Here is a 22,093-nt window from a genome sequence, read left to right on the forward strand (position 1 = left end):
ATGCGGTATGGGCAGGAGAGCTCGGCACTAGTGTCCTGCGCCGGAGATCCGTCGTTAGTTTGTGTATGACTGCTTCTGCGGATGTGCCGGTGCCTCGTCGTGGTCCGAAGTTGGAACCGTTGTTGCTGTCGCCTGATGAGCGTGTGGTGTTGGAGCGCTGGGCCCGCAGGCCGTCATCTGCGCAGGCAGTGGCCTTGCGTGCCCGCATCGTGTTGGCATGCGCCGGTGCTGATGTGCCGCCGATTGTTGTGGTGGCACGGGAGTTACGGATCGCGGCGGACACGGTCCGCAAGTGGCGTCGCCGCTTTCTGGCGGCCCGTCTGGACGGGCTGGTGGACGAGCCCCGGCCGGGCCGGCCGCCCACCATCAGCGTGGACCAGGTGGAGGCGGTCGTGGTCAGCACGCTGGAAGAGATCCCGAAGAACGCCACGCACTGGTCTCGTGCGTCCATGGCCGACCGCAGTGGCCTGTCGAAGTCGACCGTGGGCCGGATCTGGCGACGATTCCAGCTCAAGCCGCACCTGGGCGACACGTTCAAACTGTCGACGGACCCACTGTTCGTGGAGAAGGTCTACGACGTGGTGGGGCTGTATTTCAACCCGCCCGAAGGTGCAGTGGTCCTGTCGGTGGACGAGAAGTCCCAGATCCAGGCTCTGGACCGTTCCCAGCCGGTGCTGCCGATAATGCCCGGCATGCCTGAGCGTCGCACGCACGACTATGTCCGCAACGGCCTGACCACTTTGTTCGCGGCCTTCGACGTCGCGACCGGCGAAGTCATCACCTCGCTGCACCGCCGGCACCGGGCCGCGGAGTTCAAGAAGTTCCTCATCAAGATCGACAACGAGGTCCCCGCGCACCTGCAGGTCCACTTGATCTGCGACAACTACGGCACCCACAAGACCCCGGCCATCAAGACATGGCTCGCCAAACACCCGCGGTTCCACCTGCACTTCACACCCACCGGCTCCTCCTGGATCAACCAGGTCGAGCGATGGTTCGGCTTCCTCGCGGACCAAAAGATCCGCCGCGGCGCCCACAAGAGTGTGCGCTCCCTCGAAGCTGACATCCGTGCCTGGGTCAAGCAATGGAACGAGAACCCGACCCCGTTTACCTGGACCAAAACAGCCGAAGAGATCCTCGACTCACTCGCCCGCTTCTGCCAACGGATCTCCGGCGCAGGACACTAGTGCCTACCTTAAGTGAGCGGCTGATAACGTGCCGTTGCATGGGCAGCGATCAGGTCGGCTACGGCGTTTAGACATGAAAACCCCAGTTCAGACGACATGCCCTTCGGGTCGCCAAGCACTCCGTTGGGAGCGACTGCTCTCACGCCGTCCGTGAATACGCGAGCCAGCAGCTCATCGTTCATCGACCCGGTGAAGCCCGCAGCAGCTCGATCGTTTCGCACCACCTCGGGCCGCACAGCCAGCATGATCGAAGTTTCCGCGACGTCGGCATGGCCTCCGACGTGGTCGGCGAGGCCGGCGACCTGCTGGGCTGCGGAGCGCCACGCTTGGAGGACTGCCGTCGAGTCTGAGTAGGCGATGACATCCAGGTCGCAGGAAAGCCGCTCGTCAAGCCTTGATTCAATGTCTTTGAGCAGCGGGTAGTTGCCGATGTGCGCCGAGAAGATCACAACGCGACGGAACCCGTGCACAGCAAGACTCTCGCAGCAGTCTGCGCAGATCGCCTCGAGCGTACCGGCCTGCAGGGACAGTGTCCCGGCGAACCCCAGGTGGTGCGCAGAACAACCGATCCGCACCGTCGGAAGCACAAGCGCGTCACCAAGCCGCTCGGCGACAAGGACACCCAGCCGGTCAGCATGATCGCTGTCGACGGACAGCGGTAGATGCGCGCCATGCTGCTCCGTCGCACCCAGCGGCAAGATCGCCGTACGCATACCCCTCGCCATGGCTTCCGCGATATCAGGCGAGGTCAAATGCTCAATCCGCAACTCACTCATGGTGGGGTCTCCTCTTCCTGTGCGCACCTGCCCAACCCCACGAAGTTACCAATACCTAACAGATTTGGGGCCTTGACCTGGGGTTAGCCGCGACCTACGTTATCGGCGAATAACATTCGACGGAAGGGTCGGTATGGACTTCATCCTCATGACCGAGGGGGACACCCCGGTCGGGCTCACGCATGAGCACCGCTACCGGGAGCTGGTGGAGGAGGTTCTGCTTGCGGAGCGGGTTGGCTTCGATGCCTTCGGTAGTTCCGAGCAGCATGTTGCTCTGGGTACGGCTTCGGTCTCCGCTCCGGAGGTGCTTTACCCGTACCTGATGGCTCTGACGAGCCGGATGCGGTTCATCCACCTGGTGACGCTGCTGCCGACGCGGATGAACCATGCGCTGCGCGTCGCGGAGCGTGTGGCGACCGAGGACATCCTGTCCAACGGCCGTGTCGAGCTTGGTACCGGGCGCGGCAACACGACGCTCGCCCTGCGCGCGTTTGAGGTGGACCCCTCCGAGAACAAGGCTCAGTGGCGTGAGGGCATCGAGCTGATCCGGAGCGCGTTCCTCAACGACGTGTTCTCGTACGTGGGCGAGCACTACAAGGTTCCGCCGCGCAGCCTGGTCCCCAAGCCCCTGCAGGGTCCCTACCCGCCCATTTCGGCTGCCGCCGGCAGCCCGAGCTCGGTCGAGACGGCCGCCTCGATGGGTATCGGCGCCATCATGGGCGGCCTCTACCTCGGGTTCGACCTCGTCGAGAACATGGTCAAGCTCTACGACGACACGCTCGCCGCCACCAACCACCCCTACCCGATCACGCCGCGCAAGATGGTCGCGGTCGCCGGTGGTATGCACTGCGCCGAGACCACTGCCCAGGCCCGCCTCGAGGCGAAGCCCCTGTTCGAGATGGCCAAGCTGTCCACCGACGCATATGAGCGCCTGTCGAAGCTGTCGAAGGACTACGCCTACATGGGCGCTGTCAAGGACATCGACTTCAACGACGAAGAGTACATGTTCGAACGCTCCCAGGGCTTCATGGTCGGCGACCCCGAGCACTGCATCGAACACGTACAGCGATACGCGGACATGGGCGTCGAAGCACTCGTCCTGCGTGTCGACAGCCTGCCCCACGACCAGCTGATGCGCTCGATCGAACTCTTCGGCAAGTACGTCATCCCCCGCTTCAAGCACCCCCGCAACGTCGTGCGCTCGGCCGACGACGTCCTCGCCGAGATCCGAGCCGCCCGCCCCGCCCACGAAGAAGCACTCCGCCAGTTCAACGACACGCACAACCTCGCGCAGAAGGAGACGGTTCGATGAGCGACCTCTACCAGCACGGCACCGGCGACGTCCTCACCGAACGCCACGACAACGGCGTCCTCCTCATCACGATCAACCGACCCGACCGGTACAACTCGCTCACCCTGCCGATGTTCGAGGAGATGAACCAGATCTGGGCCGACGTCGAGCGCGACGACCAGACCCGGGTCGTCGTCATCACCGGGGCCGGCAAAGCCTTCTGTACCGGGATGGACGTCGCTCAGCCCGATCCCACGCCCCAGGATGCGCTCGCGATGCTGGAGACCGAACGCAAGCGGGTCGCGACGATGTTGCGCATCGAGAAGCCGATCATCTCCGCGATCAACGGCCCCGCGGTCGGCTACGGGCTGTCGACCGCGCTTCTCGCCGACATCAGCATCGCCGCGGATGACGCGGTGCTGATCGAAGGCCACACCAAGGTCGGCGTGACCGCCGGCGACCACGCCGCCCTCATCTGGCCATTGCTTGTCGGCATGGCCAAGACCAAGTACTACGTGCTCACCTCCGAGAAGCTGACGGGCGCCGAGGCCGAGCGGATCGGGCTCGTGAGCCTGTCCGTTCCCCGCGAGCAGGTGTTGCCCCGCGCCCTCGAGGTCGCGTCCCAGCTGGACCGCGGTTCCCAGCAGGCGCTCCGATTCACCAAGCGTGCGCTCAACGCCTGGCTCACCAACGCGGTGCCCCAGCACGAGCTGTCCTCGGCGCTCGAGATCCTCGACTTCGCCGGTGCCGACTACGCCGAAGCGCGCCAGGCTTTCCGGGAGAAGCGCCCCGTGGACTTCCCCTCCGCTCGCACCGCCGGCGCACCCGCGAAGTAACCGGAGACGAGCATGACCGCAGGTTCGCACAACACAGCACTAAGCCTCGTCCACGCATCAGACGAAGTGGACGGGGTGGTTGTACTCACCCTTAGCCATCCGCCTGCCAACGCGCTCAGTAACGCTCTCGTCAGCGAGCTGACAGCGAAGCTGGTCACGCTCGCCACCGGCCCTAACGCTCCCGCAGTGGTCCTGACGGGAGCTGGCGAGCGCTTCTTCTGCGCAGGTGGTGATATGAAGGAAGCCGTCGACTTCGACGCCAATGTCATGGTCGAGCGGATGGCAGGCTTTCACGCGCTGCTTTGCGCACTGGAGAACTATCCCCGGCCGCTGGTGTGTGCGGTCAACGGGTGGTGCGTCGGCGGCGGGATCGAGATGGCCCTGTTCACCGACGTGGTTTACGCGGCGGTGGGAGCGCGTTTCGTCTTCCCTGAGATCAAGCATGGGATGCTGCCAGCTGTGAAGGGCATCTCGCGAGTTCGTTCGGTCGCGGGTGACCGTGCAGCTCGGCGTCTCTTGCTGGGCGGAGAGCCCGTCGACGCGGCGACTGCGGAGGCAATCGGGATTGTCGACCAGGTCGTCGAGCAGAACGAACTACTTGCGACCGCGGTGGCGGATGCGCGCTCAGCAGCGGCGAAGCCGCCTGCCGTATTCGCAGCACTGAAGCGGGCCCTGCACTCGGATACGACCGGCTGGCCGGACGAAGAGCAGCTTCGCGTCACACTGGCTGATGCGCGCACGGTCTTCAACGACCCTGCCGCCCGAGCTGCCCGCGAGGGGTACAATGGTTGATCAATTTCAGGAACTGGACCCTGCCGCTTTCCGCTCGGCATTGGCTCAGTTCCCTTCAGGTGTGACGATCATGACGACGCGAAGCGAGGCAGGCACACTGCACGGATTCACCGCGAGTTCCTTCGCCGCGTTGTCTCTCGATCCCCCGCTCATCTTGGCATGTCTGGACCGAGGAGCTGACTGCTTTCCCGTCTTCATGGCGGCTAAGCATTTCGTCGTGAACATTGTGACGGACGCCCATGCCGACTTGGCGCTGAAGTTCGCCACCAAGGGTGAGAACAAGTTCGCGGACGGCAATTTCGAACTCGATGAGGCAGGCAATCCGCTGTTGCCGGATGCGGCAGCAGTCATCAGCTGCGAGCTGGAGCAGGCCGTGCCCGGCGGAGATCACGTAATCCTCATCGGTCGCGTACGCGATGCACGGACAGGTGCCGGCAAGCCGGTGACGTGGTACCGGGGTGGCTTCCTTCCCCTTGGGGAGCGAGCCGCATGAGTCTCATTGAGCACGGGCTTGCCTGCTCTGGAAGAGAGGCCGTCTCATGGATCTGATCAATTTCCAGCCGACCCGGACGCTACCGGGACTGCTCCTCGATCGCGCGCGCAAGGAACCCGATGCCGTTGCGCTGCGCTACTGGCGTGATGGATCTGTACAGGCGATCACGTGGCGCGCGTACGCCAATCGTGTGCGCGAGGTTGCACTCGGTCTCGTGGCTCAGGGTGTCAAGCACGGCGATCGCGTAGCAGTGATGAGCAGCGCGCGCCCAGAGTGGGCTTGCGCAGCGCTTGCCGTTCAGAGTGTCGGCGGTGTCGTAATCGGCGTGTATCCCACCAACTCGCCTGCCGAGATAGAGCAGACCCTTGTACATAGCGAAGCGGTGGTCTTCGTCGGTGAGACGGCCACGGAGCTCAACAAGGTAGCTGAGGTCGCCGCTCGCACCCCGGATCTGCGGCTTGTGGTCGGAATCGATGCCGATCCGCCGACACTGCCCAAGGGTGTCAAAGGAACACGGTGGCAGACCCTGTCCGATGAAGGCGCCCGACACCATGAGGGCGACTCAGGTCTCCTCGCTCAGTTGGTCGCCGCGGGATCCCTCGACGATGCCGCCGTGCTCTTTTACACGTCCGGGTCCACGGGAGTACCAAAGGGCGTCACGCATTCGCATCGAACACTCCAGCACGCGGTCCAGACCTTTGTCGGTCTCTATCCGCAGAGCCGCCGCCAGGAGCACGATGTTGTGGGCTTCCTGCCGTTGGCCCATGTAGCGCCAGCCCTTGTGTCGATCTTCGCGCCTCTGCTCTCACGTCTGGTGGTCACATACTGCAGCATCGGTGACTACGAGAGAGTGCTGCGCTCAGTCCGGCCAACGGCAGTGCTATGGCCTCCGCGGTTCTACGAGAAAATCGCCGGCGGGCTGATCGCACAGACGGAGACTTGGCCACGACTTCGCCGCGCTGTCTATGACGCTGCCATGTGGGTTGGCCGCAGGGTGGCTGAGGACCGCTGGTCTCGTCGCACGCCCTCAGTGCTGCTGCGGATCGCATACGCTGCGGCACTTCGTGGAGTGTTTCTGCCACTGCGGGCAAAGGTCGGGATGGATCGCATCCGCGTGGCCTACACGGCATCTGCGGCAATGCCTGAGAGCGTCATCGCGATTTGGCAGATCTGGGGGCTCGATCTGCGTGAGTGTTATGGCCTCACCGAGACCACCGGAGCCCCCATCGCGCATTTCAACCAGCCGTTCCCCCGGCCAGGCTTCATCGGCAGGATTTTCCCGGATCCGCGCTTCCAGGTGAAGATCGCGGAAGACGGAGAAATGCTGCTCCGAGCGCCGCTGCTCTTCGACGGATACTGGCGCAACCCCACGGAGACCGAAGCGGTCTTCCAAGATGACTGGTTCTGCACCGGTGACCTGGTAGAGCGTGCACCGAATGGCGACCTCCGGCTTATTGGCCGGAAGAAGGACGTAATCATCACTCGGGGCGGCAAAACGATCAATCCTCAGCCCATCGAAACCCGGTTGAGGGAAAGTTCGCTCATCAACGAAGCCATCGTCGTCGGAGACGCCCGTAAGTACCTCACCGTCCTAATTGAGCCGAACACGCCAGCAGACGGCCAGTCGGCAGAGGCGGTGGCTGAGCTTCTGCGAGCAGAGGTTGCTCGGGTCAACGCAGACCTTTCGCGTGTCCAGCAGTTGAAGGACTTTCGCGTTCTACCACGGTCCCTGCAAGTCGAGCATGGCGAGCGGACTGCGAACGGAAAGATTAAGCGTAATGCCGTCGTCCGCTCTTTCGCGGCACTGATCGACGAAATGTACGGCGCTAACGAAGATGCGGCGATCGCGAACCACGTGCGCTCAAAGTCGAATTAGCTGGCTCATTCATGACAGTCGCTTGATTGGAAGCGATCTTGAAGGCGTTGGAGGAGGGCGTTCCACTTCGATGTGCAAGCAAAGAACCGAACACCTTTCCAGCGGCCTGCCTATGGCCATTCTATGGCCCGACGATCTGGTCGTCATACCCCGGCAAGCGGCGCTGAATCCGACCTTTCCTCATCGCCTACTGACGAATCTTCCCGCACCTGCCAATCCAAGCCGGCTAGCACAAGGGGCTCAGGAATGCGTATCCGTCGCTGTACTGCCCTCGAGCCGAGGAGGCCGCAGGGATCCGGTTTCGGGACGAGAGCACAGGTTCCATCGTGATTGCCATGTCCGTCCGTCTGTGCAGCACTAGGTGGTGCCATCTCGATACCTGGCCTGACGCTGCGGCAACTGCGCGCAGTCCGGACCCTCGCCCAATCATGCTGCTTGGGTCAGCGCGTATCCGCGCAAGCCCGGAGTTGAATCAATAGTTCCTAGCCGTAGCCGCGGACCCGACCCCCCTTTCTGCCCTATACGCTTCACGCGCTTTTTCTCTTGTGCCTCGACGAGGTGAGAGTTCCGAGCCATCCGAGAAAAAGTGCCGCTGGCATGGAAAACAATCCTGCGTTGTAATAGGGGTTACCAGTTGAGGTCCAGTGTCGGCCATAGCGAACTCTCAGTCCCTGAGACGGCCGGTGAGCCAATCGTGAACAGGAGACACAGTGCCAGCCCTCCATAGACCGACCAGAGAAGCCCTCTGCGATTGAACCTCGGCCAGAAGAAGGTGTAGATCAGCGCAGGGAAGATGCATGAGGACGAAATGCTGAGCGCGTTGGGCTTCGCACGTTCGGGCCCCCGGGACCGGAACTGACCGCCTACCGCGGCCCGTAGATCACCACGGTGTTGCCCCATGGGTCTCGAGCCACGGCCCGAACCTCGTGGGCGCCCTGCTCCGGTTCCCGAACAATGGCCCCGCCGCCCTGGACGAGGGCGCCGAGCGCGGAGTTCACATCGGGAACCTTGAATGATGCGGCGGGCATGCCGCCCGTAACGTCCTCGGTCGGGCCGGCCAGGGCCAAGGTTGTGCCGCCAGCGTCGAGTGCGGCGTAGCGGTCGCCATCAACGAACTTCATAGCGAGTCCGAACGTTTCGATGGAGAAGCGCATAGCGGCGTCGACGTCGACTACCGGGCGCAGCACGTTCCCGATCTTCACGGGATCATTCACCGGACCGAGCGGAGGGTCGCACTGCCCGGTGTACTTCATGCAGCACTCTCCCCAAGGCGGAGGAAGTCGCCCTTGTACCATGTCACCGGCTCGCCGCTGCCTATCTGTGCGTCGTGGACCCGGCCGATAAGAATTACGTGATCTCCGCCGGGCACAGCATGCTCCAGCTCGCAGCGGATGACCGCTGCTGCGTCGGGCAGGACCGGGTAGCCGCCCTCGTCAGACTCGAAGGTTCCGTGGGCGAACTTGTCCGCGTCCTTCGTGGCGAACTTCTTCGCCAACTTCGCATGTGCGGGCGTAACGATGTTCACGACGAACTGCTCAGCCGCTATGAAAGCAGCGAAGCAGTCCGCTCCCTGGTCCAGACACACGAGAACAAGCGGCGGATCCAGCGACAACGCTGCGAAGGAGCTCGCGGTGAATCCGTGCAACGTGCCCCCGGCACTGCGAGTCGTCACTATTGTCACGCCTGAGGGGAAGCGGGACAGCGCCGAGCGGAAGGCAGCTGCGTCCACCCCTTGCAGTTGCTCAGTCATTCCACACCTCGCGGGCAGCTTGGGAGGCAGGGGCGTTGCGGGTGTCCACGAGGATGAAGTCCATATCTACCTACCCTTCCGTCGAATGTTATTCAGCAATAACATATGGGGTGGCCCGAGCGAGGTCAAGGCCCGAGAGTGAGGCCAGATTCGTTAGCGGTCAGTAACCTACTGATGGGTCCGCTCCTCTCTGTGACGCGTGCAGGGCGCGAGGAGTGGCGGCCAATCTGCGTTAACACGTCGATATCGATCAAGGCAAGGGAGATATCGCTCCACGTGTCTGGGTGAGGTGGCTGTAGAGGTTGGCGGTGGTGGAGAGGGTGAAGTGCCGCAGGGTTTTGGAGACGACGGTGAGCGGGGTGCCCGCGGTGATGGACAGGGTGGCGGCGAGGTGTCGCAGGTCGTGCAGGGTGATGCGGGGGACGCCTGCTTCCTTGGCGCGTCGGCGGAAGCGGTCCAGGACGGTCTGAGGTCGTAGCGGGCGGCCGTCGGGTCGGCAGAAGACCAGTCCGGTGAAGGGATCCGAGGAGCGGTCAGACAGTGCTGAATCCTGGGCTTCGGCTGCGCGGCGTGTGAGCGCGGCTGCCACGCGCGGGGTGAGGTTCCCCCGCGATGCGGGGAGGGGTGACGGGCGGTCAGATGGGTCTCATGAGAGGAGCCCAGACGATGCCTGCCCCGAGGAAGTACCCGCTGGAGTTGCGTGACCGCGCGGTCCGCATGTATCGCGCCGTCGAGCCGAAGCCCGTCATCCGCCGTATGGCAGAGGAACTCGGGGTGCATCACGAGGCCCTGCGCAACTGGATCCGTCAGGCCGAGGCCGATGCCGGCGAGCGAGGCGACACCCTCACCACCGCCGAGCGTGAGGAGCTGGCCGCCCTGCGCAAGGAGAACGCCCAGCTCAAGCGGGCGAACGAGGTCCTGCGGACGGCCTCGGCTTTTTTCGCGGCCCAGCTCGACCCGACCCGGCCCAGGTGACCGCGCTCGTCGATGCGCACCCGCACCTGGGGGTCGAGCCCGCACTCCGGGAACTTTCTATCCCCTCCTCCACCTACTACCGCTGGCGCCAGGCCGGGAAGGAGCCATGCGAGCGACGCCGCCAGGACGCCGAGCTCACCGGGAAGATCCGGCAGGTCCACGCCGACTCCGGCGGGACCTACGGCTCACCCCGCGTGCACGCCGTCCTCCGGCGTGAAGGCATCCACGTCGGCCACAAAAGCGTCGAACGGCTCATGCGCCAGGCCGGCCTGGCCGGGATCAGTCCCCGGCGGGGCAAGGGCTTCACCCGACGTGACCCGGACGCGGACCCGGCCCCTGACCTGGTGCAACGCGACTTCACAGCGAACGTGCCGAACCGGCTGTGGGTCACGGACCTGACCATGATCTGCGACCGAGGAGGGCCCGCTGTGGCTGTCCGCGATCCGCGACGCCTTCTCCCGCCGGGTGGTGGCCTGGGAAACCTCCGCCCACGCAGACGCCGATCTGGTCCTGACCACGCTGGAGTATGCCCTGGCCAGCCGCGAAGTCGCCCCCGGCGAGCTCATTCACCACGCCGACCACGGCTGTCAATACACGTCCGTGAAGCTCACAACACGCCTGGTCAGGGCCGGTATCCAGGCGTCCATGGGCTCGGTCGGGGACTCGTTCGACAACGCCCTGGCAGAGAACCTGTGGATGACCATCAAGGCCGAGTGCATCCGCGGCCGTGTCTTTGCCACCAGAGCCGAAGCGAACCTCACGCTCTTCGAGTACATCGACGGCTTCTACAACCCCCGCCGCATCCAGAAACGGCTCGGCTACCTCAGCCCGATCGAGTACGAGGAGAAGCACTACGCCCGAGCGCCTGGGCTCCTGCACTCCATCGCCTTGCAGCAGTTCGACGCAGCCTGGGCGGATGGCTCACCCGCACTCCCGGTGCCACAGCCCTGACGCCCCTGAAAAGGGGTGGTTGCTGGCCAGCGTTCACGATGGGGCGCTGCGGTGAATGTTCAGGCTTGTCCAGTTGCTGTGGGTCAGTACAGTGCGAATTCGGGGTAGTAAGCTGCGGCGGCGGTCGCCGTGTCCATGTTCCGTGGGAAGAGCGCGGCTTCGTAGGCGCGGATGGCCGCGTCGACGTTCTTGGGCTGCTGGGCGATGGCGTTGCCGAGCTGGCCTGCGTCGAAGAGTGCCCAATTCGCTCCTTCGCCGTCCGGCGGTGCCAGGTGGGCGGCGTCTCCGATGAGCGTAGCCCCGGGTACGTGTTCCCAGCGGTGTCCGATCGGTAGCCCGTACAAGGGGCGGAAGACCGGCGGGATGTCGCTGTCCGCGACCAGGGCGACGAGCTCCGGCGCCCACCCCTCGAACATCGCCGCGACCGTACGGGCGGCCGCAGGGCCGTCATGGAAGTCGATGCCATCGAACCAGTCGAGCGGCTGGTCGAACATGGCGTACGAGTGCAAGGTGTCCGCGCGCTCGCGCTGCACGCCGAGACCGATGCGAGTGGTTTTGTCGTAGGCGGTCATCGACCCGCTGCCGACCAGCGCCAGGGTGGCAGGGTGCCGGGTGTCGCTCTCATACAGGTACGTCTCGATCATCGAGCGTCCGGCATAGACGGGCGTGGCATCGGAGAGCAGCGGCCGGACCTTCGACCAGGCGCCGTCGGCGCCGACGAGGATGTCGGTGCCGATCGTCGAGCCGTTGACGAAGGTCACTTCGTGACGACCGTCGGCGAGGGTCCGGACACTCCGAGTCCTGTGGCCCCAGACGACCGTGCCGGGGGGCAGGGATTCGAGCAGCAACTGCCGAAGCTCGCCACGCTGCACCTCGGGGCGGCCTCCGGCGGGGTCATCGGGCCGGTCCGCCAGGATGGTGCCGTCAGGTGCCACGTCGCGGGACGCCTGGCGGCCTTCGAGGACGAGGGACCGGAAGCCGTTCATCAGACCGGCGGCTCGGATGCCGTGCTGTCCGTTGTAGTCGTGGATGTCGAGCATGCCGCCTTGGCCCCGGGCCTGAGCAGACGCCTCCGCTTCGTACACCGTGGACGGGATTCCATTAACCGCCAGGGTTCGTGCCAGTGTCAGTCCCGCAAGACCGGCACCGATGATCGTGATCTGGGTCATACCTGTTTCCTTACTGCTGCTGGAAGAACCGGCGGTCCTGCCCGGGGGCTCCCGGCCGCCATGCGGAGCAGTAGGGCCGGGTCAGGGAGAGCTGGGTGGCTCGATCCGGGACGCGAGCTGTTCCAGCAATGCATGGAGCCGCGCCTGCCCTGCGGCGCCCAGCGGCGCGAGAATCGACTCCTCGACGCGATCCATGGCCTCTTCGAACCCCTGGATCAGCTCGGAGCCCGCTGCGGTGACATGCACCCGGCGGCTGCGCGTGTCGCTCTCCTGCGTCTGGCGTTCCACGAGTCCGCGCCGCTCGAGTCCGGCCAGGAGCCGCGAGACGCTCGGCGCGCTGGTGCGCATGGCCCGCGCGACGTCACGCTGAATGGCGTCCGGGTTCTTCGACAGGTACGCCAACACGGCACTCTGCTCGTGGGTGAGGCCGCGTTCCCGTATCCAGTCTTCAGCGAGGCGTCGCTGCCCCCACACGACCCACCGCATCAGCTCCAACGTGCTCTCTCGGTTCGATCCACCCATAATTAGCACACTAACTGTTGCCACGTTAACTATCAAGCCTTTGGGCTGTGCCTCACTGCACGGGTGCACACGCTGCCGCGTTGGACCTCCGCACGCAGAACCTGTCCGCGGTCGCTCCGGCGATCAAACGGAAGCACGGGTTCGTCATCCCGGTACGACGCCACGATCGCCTTGGTGGCATCCTCCACGCATCCAGACATGCCCGTCGACCGAACCTGGCTCGCCGTCCTTTCCCGGCTGGTCCCGCGGGAACGCTGGCGCCGCGTATTCGCAGTCACCCCCACCACGCTGCTGGCCTGGCACCGGCAACTCACGGCGCGGAAGTAGACGTTCCCCCAGCACCGCCGCCCAGCCAGGCCGTCCACCGCTCCCACCATCAAACAGCTCATCCTGCGGCTGGCCAAGGAAAACAGCACATGGGGCCACCGCCGCATACAGGGCGAACTCGCACGCCTCGGCCACCCGATCGCCCCGTCCACGGTCTGGGAGATCCCGCACGCGGCCGGCATCGACCCCGCTCCGCAGCGCTCCGGCCCGACCTGGCATGAATTCCTCACCACCCAGGCCCACGGCATCCTCGCCGCCGACTTCCTCCACATCGACACCATCGCGCTCAAGCGCCTGTACACCCTGATCTTCATCGAACACAACACCCGGCGTGTTCACCGCGCCGGCGTCACCGAACGCCCCACCGCCCAGTGGACCATCCAACAGGCCCGAAACCTCACCATGACGCTGGGGTGCCGGATGGACTCCCTGCGCTTCCTCCTCCGCGACCGGGACAGCAAGTACACCAACGCCTTCGACGCCGTCTTCCAGGCCGACGACGTGGGAATCCTGCTCAGCCCGCCCCGGGCACCCAAAGCGAACGCAATCTGCGAGCGAGCCGTAGGCACCCTACGCCGCGAAGTCCTCGACCGAATCCTGATCTACAACGAAGCCCACGCCCGAGCAGTCCTGACCGAGTACATACGGCACTACAACCGACACCGCCCCCACCAATCCCGGCAGCAACTACCCCCGGACAGTGCCGACCGCCCGCCCCGGCCAACCTCACCGACATCCGAGCCCACCGAATCCAACGACGGCCCGTACCCGGCGGATTGATCAACGAGTATCGCCAGGCTGCCTGAGCGAGCGGCATCGCGGCAGCTCACAGTACCGAATCGTATTCTCGAGCGGCACAGGCAGACCCACGCCGTCTGAGCAGCCAGAAGCACAGATCAGGTGTCAGACCGCCGGAATCACGCTGGTTATCTGCACGGCCAGGTGGGCGAAGTGGCGTGCGGCAGGTAGTGGTCTTGGGGGCAGCGCCACGGCGACGTCACACCAAGATGCGTCGGTGATGGTGGGGTAAGCCAGACCGGGGCGTGCATAGAAGCGAGCGGCTGTGGCAGGTGCGATGGAAATGCCGCGGTCGGAGGCCACAGCCTGCAGCTCTGCCTCGAAGGTGGCCGCCTCGTACACCACCAGTGGAGCGTTTTCGCCCCGGTGATCGAGGAGGAGCCAGTAGTCGCGCCACGTTCCGCTGCCGGGCGCGGCGACGATCGGCTGGTCGAGGAGGTCCGCGACGCTCACCTCGGTGCGCGCGGCGAGCGGGTGAAGGTCGGAGACGCACGCCACCCGGGGTTCGCTGCGCAGTACGTGCACTTCGGATCCAGAGGGGAGGTCGACCGGCGGTCGCAAGATCGCCACGTCGGTCGCGCCGGTGTCCAGGCCCGCTTCGGGCGAGCGGAAGTCGAACTCCTCCACCTCCAAGGAGACCTCCGGGTAGGTCTCGTGGAAGGCACGCAGGATCGCGGGGATGTAATCGATCGCGGAGCCGATGAGGTGGCCCAGTCTCAGCTGTCCCACCAAGCCGGATGCGACCCGGTCCGCCTGGCGCATGGCGCTGTCGAAACGCTCCAGTACAGCGCGGGCCTCGGCGAGGAACATCTGCCCGTCCGGCGTCAGCGCCACCGACCGGGTCGTGCGCCCGAGCAAGGTGAAGCCGAGGGTGTCCTCCAGCTGGCGGATGGTCTGGCTCAACGTGGGCTGAGACATGTGCAGTTGAGCGGCGGCGCGGTTGAAGTGCAGCTCCGTGGCCACCGTCACGAAGGCCCGAAGATGTCGCAACTCAACATTCATCGACCGCACCAATGAATTGTATGGGAATTCCTATTTCACTTCCAGCCCTCATCGGTCTTAGCTTCTTCTCACAGGCGGCCGCCTTTGCCCTGGTCAACGCACACAGAGAGGGGCACCCATCATGGATGTCCGTGCCGCATCGTCCCCGGACGAGACCCTCGCTCGCGGCCGCCGCGCGCTGCTGCACCAGTCTCCGCAAGTCAGCGACGAGATGCTGACTCTGGTACAGGCCCGCGGTTCGCTGGTGTGGGACGTCAACGGCCGGGAGTACCTTGACTGCACCGCCCAGGCGTGGTCGAACAACCTCGGCGCGAACGACCCGCGGGTCGTGGAGGCCGCGGTGGAACAGCTGCGCCGCATCACCCATGCCAGGCCCACCTTCCACACGCCGGCTCTGTTGGAGCTCGCCGACCTGCTCGTCGGCATCGCCCCCGACGGGCTCGAACAGGTCGGTTTCACCCTGCACGGATCGATGGCCGTGGAGATGGCACTCAAGCTCGCCCTGCGCAATCGACCCGGAGCCCAGCACGTCCTGACCCTGCAGGACGGCTACCACGGCCGCTCGCTGTCCACGATGGCCGCCAGCTGGCCCCACCCGGACAACGTCTTCGGCCCGCTCCAGCCCCGCTTCACCCGCGCCCCGCACCCCGACACCTACCGGCCCCGCCCCGGCCTGGACCCTGAGCAGGACGCCGAGCTGTGCCTGCGGCTGCTGCGGGACACCATTCGCAAGGGCGTGGACGGAAAGGTCGCCGCCCTGATCTACGAGCCCATCCAGGGCAACGGCGGCCACATCGAGTTCCCCGCCCTCTGGCACGCCGGGCTGCGCCGTATCTGCGATGAGGAGGGCATCCTCCTCATCCTCGACGAGGTCCAGACGGGCCTCGGCCGCACCGGCAGCATGTGGGCGGCCCAGCACTACGGCATCCAGCCCGACATACTGGTCTTCGGCAAGGGCGTCGGCGGCGGCTTCCCCCTCGCCGGCATCCTCGCCCACCATGACCTGCAGCGCTTCGAGCCCGGGGACGACCAGCTCACCTTCGGCCAGTTCCCCGTCGCCATCGCCGCCGGTCTTGCCACCGTACGCGCCATCATCGAGGACCGGCTCCCCGAGCGCGCCACCGAGCACGGCGCGTATGCCACCGAGCGTTTGCTGGAGATGCAGCAGCGTCACCCGCTGATCGGCGACGTACGCTGTCCCGGGCTGATGGTGTCCATCGAACTGGTCACCGACCGAGCCACCAAGGAACCCGCCACGAAGGAAGCGCACCAGGTCTATCTGCGCGGTCTCGACCACGGCGTCATCTTCGGCGAGAGCCGCTACGCCGGCCTCGGCAACCTCATCAAGATCAAGCCGCCGCTCGACGTCACTCACGAACAGCTCTCCCGGGCCCTCGACGTCCTGGACACCGTCCTGACCGAGATCGAGAACGGCCGAGACTAGCGGAAGGAAGGTGTCTCTGACATGGACAGAATCCCAGCGGCCCCCGAACCTCCGCACCTGGACGCCACCGCCCCGACGGGCCCGCTCGCAGATACCGACAGCGATGATCTGAGCACGCTGGGATATGAGCAGAAGCTTCGGCGCAGCATCGGCGGCTTCACCTCGTTCGCACTGGCCTTCTCGATGGTGTCGATCAACACTGGCATCGTCACCCTCTTCAACGATCCCTTCGACCGGGCCGGCGGCGTGGCCATCCTGCTCTGGCTCGTCGTCATCCCGATGGTCTTCACCGTCGTCCTGGTCTACGCCCACCTCGCCGGACGCATCCCGCTCACCGGCTACGCCTACCAGTGGTCCAGCCGTCTGGTGGGCCCGCACTTCGGCTGGTTCACCGGCTGGATCGCCCTCGTCTCCTTCATCGCCGGCACCGCCGCCACCGCGGCGGCTGTCGGCTCCGTCTTCGCCCCCGAGATCTGGGACGATCCCAGCCGCGGACAGGTTCAGGCGCTCAGCATCGGCGTCACTCTCGTGGTCTGCCTGCTCAACGTCTTCGGTGTGCGCATCGCCGGCATCGTCAACAACGTCGGCGCGTCCATCGAGCTCGTCGGAACGGTGCTACTGGCTCTCGTGCTGGCCGTCGGAGCCTTCTTCGCCTTCCGGCACACCCAGGGACCGGCCATCCTCACCGACACCACCCCCGTCGACGGCAGCCCCATCACGCTCACCAGCGTCGCCCTGGCCGCACTACTGCCGGTGTACGTCCTTCTCGGCTGGGAGGGCGCGGCGGACCTGGCAGAGGAGACCACCGATCCCCGCCGGACCACTCCCCCGGCGATGATCCGCGCGGTCGCCGTCTCCGGAGCCATGGGACTGATCGTCTTCGCGCTTCTGGCGATCGACCTGCCCGCCGTACCGGCCACCTTCCTCAGCGGGCCCGGCAATCCGGTCCTGCACCTCGTCGGTGCTCAGGTCGGCGAGGTGGCTCGCGCGGTCATGACGGTGGTTGCCTTCGCTTCGCTATTCGCCTGCCTCATCGCGAACATGGCCGTCGCCACCCGCATGGTCTTCGCCCTCGGCCGGGACAAGATGCTGCCCGGCTCCACCGCCCTGGCATCGGTTGGCCGACGCACCGGCGCCCCCGTAACAGCCATCCTGGTCATCACCGCTCTCGCCATCGCCCTCAACCTTCTCAACGCCGGCCTGGTCGAGAAGATCTTCGCGATGGTGGGGCTCACCTACTACCTCACCTACGCGCTCACCCTGACCGCCACCGCGGTCGCCCATCGCAAGGGCCGCATTCCCTCAGCTCCCGAAGGCGTGTTCAGCCTCGGACGCTGGCTGTGGCCCACCCTCGTCGTCGGCCTCGTCTGGTGCGCGACCGTCATCGTCGTTCTCACCGTCCCCGACGAGAACAACCAAACCGCTCTCACCGTCGTCGTGGGCGTCGGCCTCGGCTTTGTCTGGTGGCTGCTGGGCCTGCGACGGCGCATCAACACCGGCCAGGCCGGCCCGCCCGCGGCAGCGGTGTCCTCGACGAGTGACCGTCACGGCGCATCAGGGGTCTGATCGCAGATCCGTATGCGGTCCCTGCAGCGGCTCCCCTTCGTCCGGAGCCGCTGCATGCGCTGTTCCTGGTGCTGCGACGCGCACGAACAACCCGGCCGGGAATGAGGATGCGGCGCGTGCCGTGCTCAAGGAAGAGCAGGGCGCAGGCCCGGCGAAGATCCATAAGCTCGGTGTCCTGCGGCAGCCACAGCGCGGATTCTCCATGTCGGCCGGCGACGTCCCTGGCGTCACAGCGAAACCGGCTGGCGCAGACAGCGGCGCGATCACCCTCAGTCCGGCCGTCTGATCACACTGGCCTCAGCGCCCGCACAGGTCCGGGGCCGAGCGGTGGACTTGTCCACCCACCGTCCGGGCTTGAAGGGTGTCAATATCCCAATCAGGCCGCTGAGCTGGGTGTTTCCGGTGGATGGAGAAGTCGTTGGGGTGGCGTGGTGTGGTACTCGTTGAGCAGGCCGCCGAGTAGCTGCCGCCGTCGGAAAACGGCAGCGGGCAGGGGGAAGACACTCGGGTAGTCGTCTGGGGCTCGTAGGTCGAGGCTGCGGTGGGCCCGTCCGGTGTTGTAGTGCTCGGGGTACGTGGTGAGGACGGCACGGAGGTGTCGTTCGCCGGTGAGGAGAATTCGGCCGGTGCATTCGGTGCGGACTGTGCGTATCCATCGTTCCGCGAACGCGTTTGACCGGGGGCTTTGCGGCGGGGTCGGTATGACGGTTGTGCCGTTGCCCGCGAAGACGGCGTCGAACGCGGCGGTGAACTTGCTGTCCCGGTCCCGGGTGAGAAACCGGAAGCACCCAGCCCTGTCGCCGAGGTCCATGAGCAAGTTGCGGGCGAGTTGGGTGACCCATGCGCCGGTTGGGTGGGCGGTGACACCCAGGACATGGACGCGCCGGGTCTTGATCTCCATGACGAAGAAGACGTAGAGGCGTTTGAGGAAGACGGTCTCCACGTGCATGAAGTCGCAGGCGAGCAACGTTGTGCCTGCCGAAAAACTCATCCGTCCTGGTGGGGGCTGGTGTACGGGGGGTGTCGAGCGCGGGCGCTTGGGCGGGTGCCCGGGGCACCTGGTGAGTGCCCCGGCAGGATGATCTGTCGTGCTGCTTCGACTTGCCTATCTGGGTGTGGCGAACGTGTTCGCCCTGCTGCGGCTGCTGCCGGTGAGCAACGAGGACAAGGACGCGGAGATCCTCGCGCTGCGTCATCAGATCACGGTGCTGGAACGCCAACTCGGCCGGGATCGGGTGCGGTTCGCCCCGAGTGACCGGGTGTTCCTGGCCGCGCTGCTGCACCGGCTCCCGCGCGGTGTGCTGCGCCGGGCACGGCTGAGTGACTTCTTCGAGGCGGTCACCCTATCCGGGGCGCGGCTGTACGTGTTCGCGGTGATCGGGCACGCCGGCCGGCGCATCCGCGTCTTGGGCGCGACGGCGCACCCTACCGCCTCCTGGGTGGCGCAGGACGCCAGGAACCTCGTCATGGATCTCGAGGATGCCGGCTGCCGGGCCCGGTTCATGATCCGCGACCGCGACGGGAAGTACCCCGCCTCCCGCAGCTCGATCAGCGCCTGCCAGGTCGACACTTAGTCGCCGTTGTAGAGCGTCGGCAGCGGCCAGTGGATGAGGAACAGGTCCACGTGGTCGAGGCCGAGTCTGTCCAGGGACTCCGACAGCGAGGCCGTCGCCCGGGCCGGCTCGTGATAGCCGTTGTGCAGCTTGGTGGTCACGTACAGCTCTTCGCGAGGCAGGCCGGAGCGGGCCAGAGCCCGGCCCACTCCGGCCTCGTTGTGGTAAAGCTGCGCGGTGTCGATGTGCCGGTAGCCGACGTCGAGGGCCGTGCCGACGACGTCTTCCGTCTCGCCGTCGGGCACGAACAGGACTCCGAACCCGAGCTGCGGGATCGTCGTGCCGTCATTCAACGGCACCCGGTGTGTCTTCATCCGACTCTCCCTGGAGGTCACCGGCACCCCTCGGATCAGCGACTCGGGTCGAGCAGCAGCTTGCCGGAGGTACGTCGCGATTCGATGTCGGTGTGTGCCTGGCGGGCCGCTTCCAGCGGGTAGCGCTCGGTGATGTCGATCTTCAGCTTGCCCTCGCGGACCTTGTCGAACAGGTCCGTGGCGTGCCGGCACAGCTGCTCCTGGTCGGGGATGTGGTCCGCGAACACCGCGTAGGTGATCTTGATGCTCTTGGGCAGGTCGAGCATGCTCACCCTGGGGACCTCGCCGTTCAGCGGGCCGAAGAAGACCAGCGTACCGACCCGTCGCAGGACCTCGATCGAGGGCCGGAACGTGGTGGCGCCGCCGCCGTCGAAGACCGCGTGCACCCCCTCGCCGCCGGTCAGGTCCTTGACCCTGTCCACGAAGTCACCGCCGGAGGAGACGAGGACCTCGTCCGCGCCGGCCTCCTTGGCGGCCGCGACCTTCTCCTCCCGGGAGACCAGACCGATCACCCGCACGCCGCGCAGTTTGAGCAGCTGGGTGACGATGCGCCCGACACCGCCTGCGGCCGCGTGCACGAGCGCGGTCTCACCCTCGGCCAGGGGGGCGGACTCGTTGACGAAGTGGTGCGCGGTGATGCCCTGCATCATCATCGCGGCGGCGACATCGCTCGGGATGTCGTCCGGAACATGGACGACCTTCTCGGCGGGGACCGCGACCTTCTCGGCGTAGCTGCCGTAGACCAGGACCCAGGCCACCCGGTCGCCGATCTCGAAGCCGCTGACGCCTTCGCCGATGGCGCTCACCCGGCCGGCACCCTCGACGCCGGGGACGAGGGGCAGGTCACCCGGCACGAAGAAACCGGCACGTGTGCCGGTGTCCATGAAGTTGACACCGCAGAAGTCGAGATCCACCACCAGTTCACCCGGCTTGGGCTCGGGGTCGGGCCACTCCCTCAGCTTGAGGACCTCCGGACCGCCCAGCTCTTCCAGGACCACAGCACGCATGGTAAACACCGCTCTCTTTTGGTATGACGCCGAACGACCGGCGAATACACAGGAGGGACCCCTGGATCGGAAGAGCCCCTGGTTGTCCCGGAGTTGTCCCCGGGAAGGATCACGGGAACCCGGCCGTCCGGCCACGTGCGCGGCCCGGCGGACCGCTCAGGCCTGCAGCAGGGTGGAAGCGTAGGCGGGGTTGGTGTAGTCGCGCCAGGCCGCGATCTTGCCGTCGCGGAGCTCGTAGACCGCCATGTTCATCACCGGGGCGAGCTTGCCGCCGGGCAGGGCAAGCCCGTGGATCTGCTCGGCGATGACGACGTCACCGTTCACCGCCTGGTGCACGGTCTCGAACTTGACCTGCCCGAAGTTCGCAAACACGCCCTTCCACAGGGCGATCACCGCGTCACGGCCCTCGACCGGCGAGTCGCCGTAGGCGGTGAAGACGACGTCGTCGGCCAGGAACGGGACGAGGGCGTCGGGGTCCTTTGCTGCGAAGGTGTCCACGAAGTCGCGGACCAGTGTGTCGTTATCGGTGGCAGCCATGATGAAGATCTCCGTGATCGTTACATACGTGTGTTCGGTTGCCATCGGTGCCGACCCCTGCCCATCAGGGCGACCGCGTGACGAGCCCGAGCGTAGATCGCAATTTTTGGACCAGCAAGTCCACAAATTGCATAGCCCAGAGGTGAGAAAACAGGCACGAAACGGGAGGCGAGCGACCAAAGACTGGACCGCCTGTTCCATAACAACCTGATGCCATGGCACTGACTGCGAAGGGCCGTGCTCCCAGCAGCGCATCATCGAAGGGGCGTCGGCACACATGCTCAGCGACGTGCCGGGGACGGTAACGCTGACGCGACCGACTCCGCGGAACCATCCACGAGTACCGACATGCCACCTGACCAGCGTGGACATACTTTCCGGCACCCACAACCTGCCGACTGTCTCGCTACGGCGCTACAGAGCCCGCTAGGGCGCTCACGCCCTGGGAGTGCCCCGTCCGCCGGCAGACGCCAAGGGGCATTACCTCGTCTTGACGCTGCAGGTTCCTTGCAGCCGGGACACCCGAGCACCGACTGCCTGCGGAAACACGCCTACCGAGGCCCTCAGCCCACAGCTTCCCCCTGTCGCACGGGGAGCACGAGATCGTGCTCCCACCCCGAAAGGTGCTCGAGAACCGACAAGGGGCCTTATGCCTCTCGATGCACAGAGCATCCGAATCGATGGGGTGACGTCCGGGGGCCTGTGGTTGACGACGGCGCGTGGGAGCGCGGTACGGCGCTGTAGGCGTACCGGATCGGGTGACGGACGAATCGGGCACCGTTGACACGTCTGCGAGTTGGGAGCACGAGGGCACCCAGAGGGCTCCCATTTGCTCCCAGCCGGGAAAGGGTTAAGGCCGCTTCCACT

The 22,093-nt window shown here is 65.7% G+C and carries 21 protein-coding genes and 3 pseudogenes; 13 read left to right on the forward strand and 11 right to left on the reverse strand.

From position 1 onward, the window contains the following. The first annotated feature begins 65 nt into the window (after nt 1-65). Complete coding sequence (locus AS97_RS10385) at nt 66-1,187, forward strand: IS630 family transposase (protein ID WP_059143373.1); 1,122 nt, start codon at nt 66-68, stop codon at nt 1,185-1,187. Between the two features lie 8 nt (nt 1,188-1,195). Here the strand turns inward: AS97_RS10385 and AS97_RS10390 are convergent, their stop codons facing one another. Beyond that, entirely contained in the window at nt 1,196-1,963 is a 768-nt protein-coding gene (locus AS97_RS10390) for a creatininase family protein (RefSeq protein ID WP_086710007.1), read from the reverse strand. A gap of 133 nt (nt 1,964-2,096) precedes the next feature. Here AS97_RS10390 and AS97_RS10395 point away from each other — a divergent pair, with 133 nt between their 5' ends. Genes AS97_RS10395 through AS97_RS10415 form a run of 5 tightly spaced genes read left to right on the forward strand, consistent with a single transcriptional unit; the run spans nt 2,097 to nt 7,251 of the window. Then, nucleotides 2,097-3,275 carry an LLM class flavin-dependent oxidoreductase gene (locus AS97_RS10395; protein WP_059143249.1) on the forward strand — a complete coding sequence of 393 codons (1,179 nt, stop codon included), beginning with the start codon at nt 2,097-2,099 and terminating at the stop codon, nt 3,273-3,275. Continuing rightward, nucleotides 3,272-4,090, forward strand: a complete 819-nt coding sequence (locus AS97_RS10400; RefSeq protein WP_210564761.1) for an enoyl-CoA hydratase/isomerase family protein — start codon at nt 3,272-3,274, stop codon at nt 4,088-4,090. The genes AS97_RS10395 and AS97_RS10400 overlap by 4 nt, the downstream gene beginning before the upstream one ends. 12 nt (nt 4,091-4,102) lie before the next feature. Beyond that, entirely contained in the window at nt 4,103-4,882 is a 780-nt protein-coding gene (locus AS97_RS10405) for an enoyl-CoA hydratase/isomerase family protein (RefSeq protein ID WP_063805020.1), read from the forward strand. Beyond that, the gene (locus tag AS97_RS10410; RefSeq protein WP_063805019.1) at nt 4,875-5,375 is read left to right on the forward strand and encodes a flavin reductase family protein; all 501 of its coding nucleotides are present in this window, start codon (nt 4,875-4,877) and stop codon (nt 5,373-5,375) included. The genes AS97_RS10405 and AS97_RS10410 overlap by 8 nt, the downstream gene beginning before the upstream one ends. Nucleotides 5,376-5,421: 46 nt before the next feature. Further along, nucleotides 5,422-7,251: an AMP-binding protein gene (locus AS97_RS10415; protein WP_063805018.1), complete on the forward strand. Its 1,830-nt coding sequence runs from the start codon at nt 5,422-5,424 to the stop codon at nt 7,249-7,251. 863 nt (nt 7,252-8,114) lie between these two features. On the opposite strand, the gene AS97_RS10420 is transcribed toward AS97_RS10415, so the two are convergent. From AS97_RS10420 to AS97_RS10430, 3 genes are all read right to left on the reverse strand, one after another. After that, nucleotides 8,115-8,504, reverse strand: coding sequence for a VOC family protein (locus AS97_RS10420; RefSeq protein ID WP_210564762.1), 390 nt, complete (start codon nt 8,502-8,504; stop codon nt 8,115-8,117). After that, nucleotides 8,501-9,001, reverse strand: coding sequence for a flavin reductase family protein (locus AS97_RS10425; protein WP_210564763.1), 501 nt, complete (start codon nt 8,999-9,001; stop codon nt 8,501-8,503). The genes AS97_RS10420 and AS97_RS10425 overlap by 4 nt, the downstream gene beginning before the upstream one ends. A 250-nt stretch (nt 9,002-9,251) precedes the next feature. After that, nucleotides 9,252-9,590 (reverse strand): tyrosine-type recombinase/integrase, encoded by a 339-nt coding sequence (locus AS97_RS10430; protein WP_210564764.1) that lies wholly within the window; start codon nt 9,588-9,590, stop codon nt 9,252-9,254. 77 nt (nt 9,591-9,667) lie between these two features. Between AS97_RS10430 and AS97_RS10435 the strand changes: the two genes are divergently transcribed. Together AS97_RS10435 and AS97_RS10445 are read left to right on the forward strand one after the other, a co-directional pair. Continuing rightward, nucleotides 9,668-9,976: a transposase gene (locus AS97_RS10435; RefSeq protein WP_161500395.1), complete on the forward strand. Its 309-nt coding sequence runs from the start codon at nt 9,668-9,670 to the stop codon at nt 9,974-9,976. 423 nt (nt 9,977-10,399) lie between these two features. Beyond that, nucleotides 10,400-10,927 (forward strand): annotated as a pseudogene (locus AS97_RS10445) (IS3 family transposase); the annotation flags it as partial. An 83-nt stretch (nt 10,928-11,010) separates the two neighbouring features. Here the strand turns inward: AS97_RS10445 and AS97_RS10450 are convergent. Beyond that, nucleotides 11,011-12,096: an NAD(P)/FAD-dependent oxidoreductase gene (locus AS97_RS10450; protein WP_210564765.1), complete on the reverse strand. Its 1,086-nt coding sequence runs from the start codon at nt 12,094-12,096 to the stop codon at nt 11,011-11,013. Nucleotides 12,097-12,177: 81 nt separating this feature from the next. Further along, entirely contained in the window at nt 12,178-12,618 is a 441-nt protein-coding gene (locus AS97_RS10455) for a MarR family transcriptional regulator (protein WP_059148676.1), read from the reverse strand. A 198-nt stretch (nt 12,619-12,816) separates the two neighbouring features. Here AS97_RS10455 and AS97_RS48540 point away from each other — a divergent pair, with 198 nt between their 5' ends. Together AS97_RS48540 and AS97_RS47180 are read left to right on the forward strand one after the other, a co-directional pair. Beyond that, nucleotides 12,817-12,945: a hypothetical protein gene (locus tag AS97_RS48540; protein ID WP_269137982.1), complete on the forward strand. Its 129-nt coding sequence runs from the start codon at nt 12,817-12,819 to the stop codon at nt 12,943-12,945. Between the two features lie 420 nt (nt 12,946-13,365). After that, the gene (locus AS97_RS47180; protein ID WP_247204315.1) at nt 13,366-13,725 is read left to right on the forward strand and encodes a transposase; all 360 of its coding nucleotides are present in this window, start codon (nt 13,366-13,368) and stop codon (nt 13,723-13,725) included. A gap of 123 nt (nt 13,726-13,848) precedes the next feature. On the opposite strand, the gene AS97_RS10465 is transcribed toward AS97_RS47180, so the two are convergent. Continuing rightward, nucleotides 13,849-14,745, reverse strand: coding sequence for a LysR family transcriptional regulator (locus AS97_RS10465; protein WP_247204793.1), 897 nt, complete (start codon nt 14,743-14,745; stop codon nt 13,849-13,851). A 121-nt stretch (nt 14,746-14,866) separates the two neighbouring features. Here AS97_RS10465 and AS97_RS10470 point away from each other — a divergent pair, with 121 nt between their 5' ends. Together AS97_RS10470 and AS97_RS10475 are read left to right on the forward strand one after the other, a co-directional pair. Continuing rightward, on the forward strand, nt 14,867-16,189 hold the full coding sequence (locus AS97_RS10470; protein ID WP_197049279.1) for an aminotransferase class III-fold pyridoxal phosphate-dependent enzyme: 1,323 nt from the start codon (nt 14,867-14,869) through the stop codon (nt 16,187-16,189). A 21-nt stretch (nt 16,190-16,210) separates the two neighbouring features. Further along, nucleotides 16,211-17,755 (forward strand): amino acid permease, encoded by a 1,545-nt coding sequence (locus AS97_RS10475; RefSeq protein WP_210564767.1) that lies wholly within the window; start codon nt 16,211-16,213, stop codon nt 17,753-17,755. A 376-nt stretch (nt 17,756-18,131) separates the two neighbouring features. Here AS97_RS10475 and AS97_RS10480 read toward each other — a convergent pair whose 3' ends face one another. Next, complete coding sequence (locus AS97_RS10480) at nt 18,132-18,746, reverse strand: integrase core domain-containing protein (protein ID WP_210564768.1); 615 nt, start codon at nt 18,744-18,746, stop codon at nt 18,132-18,134. A 97-nt stretch (nt 18,747-18,843) separates the two neighbouring features. Here AS97_RS10480 and AS97_RS10485 point away from each other — a divergent pair. After that, nucleotides 18,844-19,287, forward strand: a pseudogene (locus AS97_RS10485) (integrase); the annotation flags it as partial. A 59-nt stretch (nt 19,288-19,346) separates the two neighbouring features. Here the strand turns inward: AS97_RS10485 and AS97_RS10490 are convergent. The 3 genes and pseudogenes from AS97_RS10490 to AS97_RS10500 form a co-directional block, all read right to left on the reverse strand. Next, a pseudogene (locus tag AS97_RS10490) lies at nt 19,347-19,682 on the reverse strand (aldo/keto reductase); the annotation flags it as partial. Between the two features lie 35 nt (nt 19,683-19,717). Next, nucleotides 19,718-20,689 carry a quinone oxidoreductase gene (locus tag AS97_RS10495; RefSeq protein WP_059148672.1) on the reverse strand — a complete coding sequence of 324 codons (972 nt, stop codon included), beginning with the start codon at nt 20,687-20,689 and terminating at the stop codon, nt 19,718-19,720. Nucleotides 20,690-20,845: 156 nt separating this feature from the next. Beyond that, complete coding sequence (locus AS97_RS10500; protein WP_197049278.1) at nt 20,846-21,226, reverse strand: nuclear transport factor 2 family protein; 381 nt, start codon at nt 21,224-21,226, stop codon at nt 20,846-20,848. Nucleotides 21,227-22,093: the final 867 nt, after the last annotated feature.

Source organism: Streptomyces sp. AgN23 (genome assembly GCF_001598115.1).
In the GTDB taxonomy this organism is placed as follows: domain Bacteria; phylum Actinomycetota; class Actinomycetes; order Streptomycetales; family Streptomycetaceae; genus Streptomyces; species Streptomyces antimycoticus.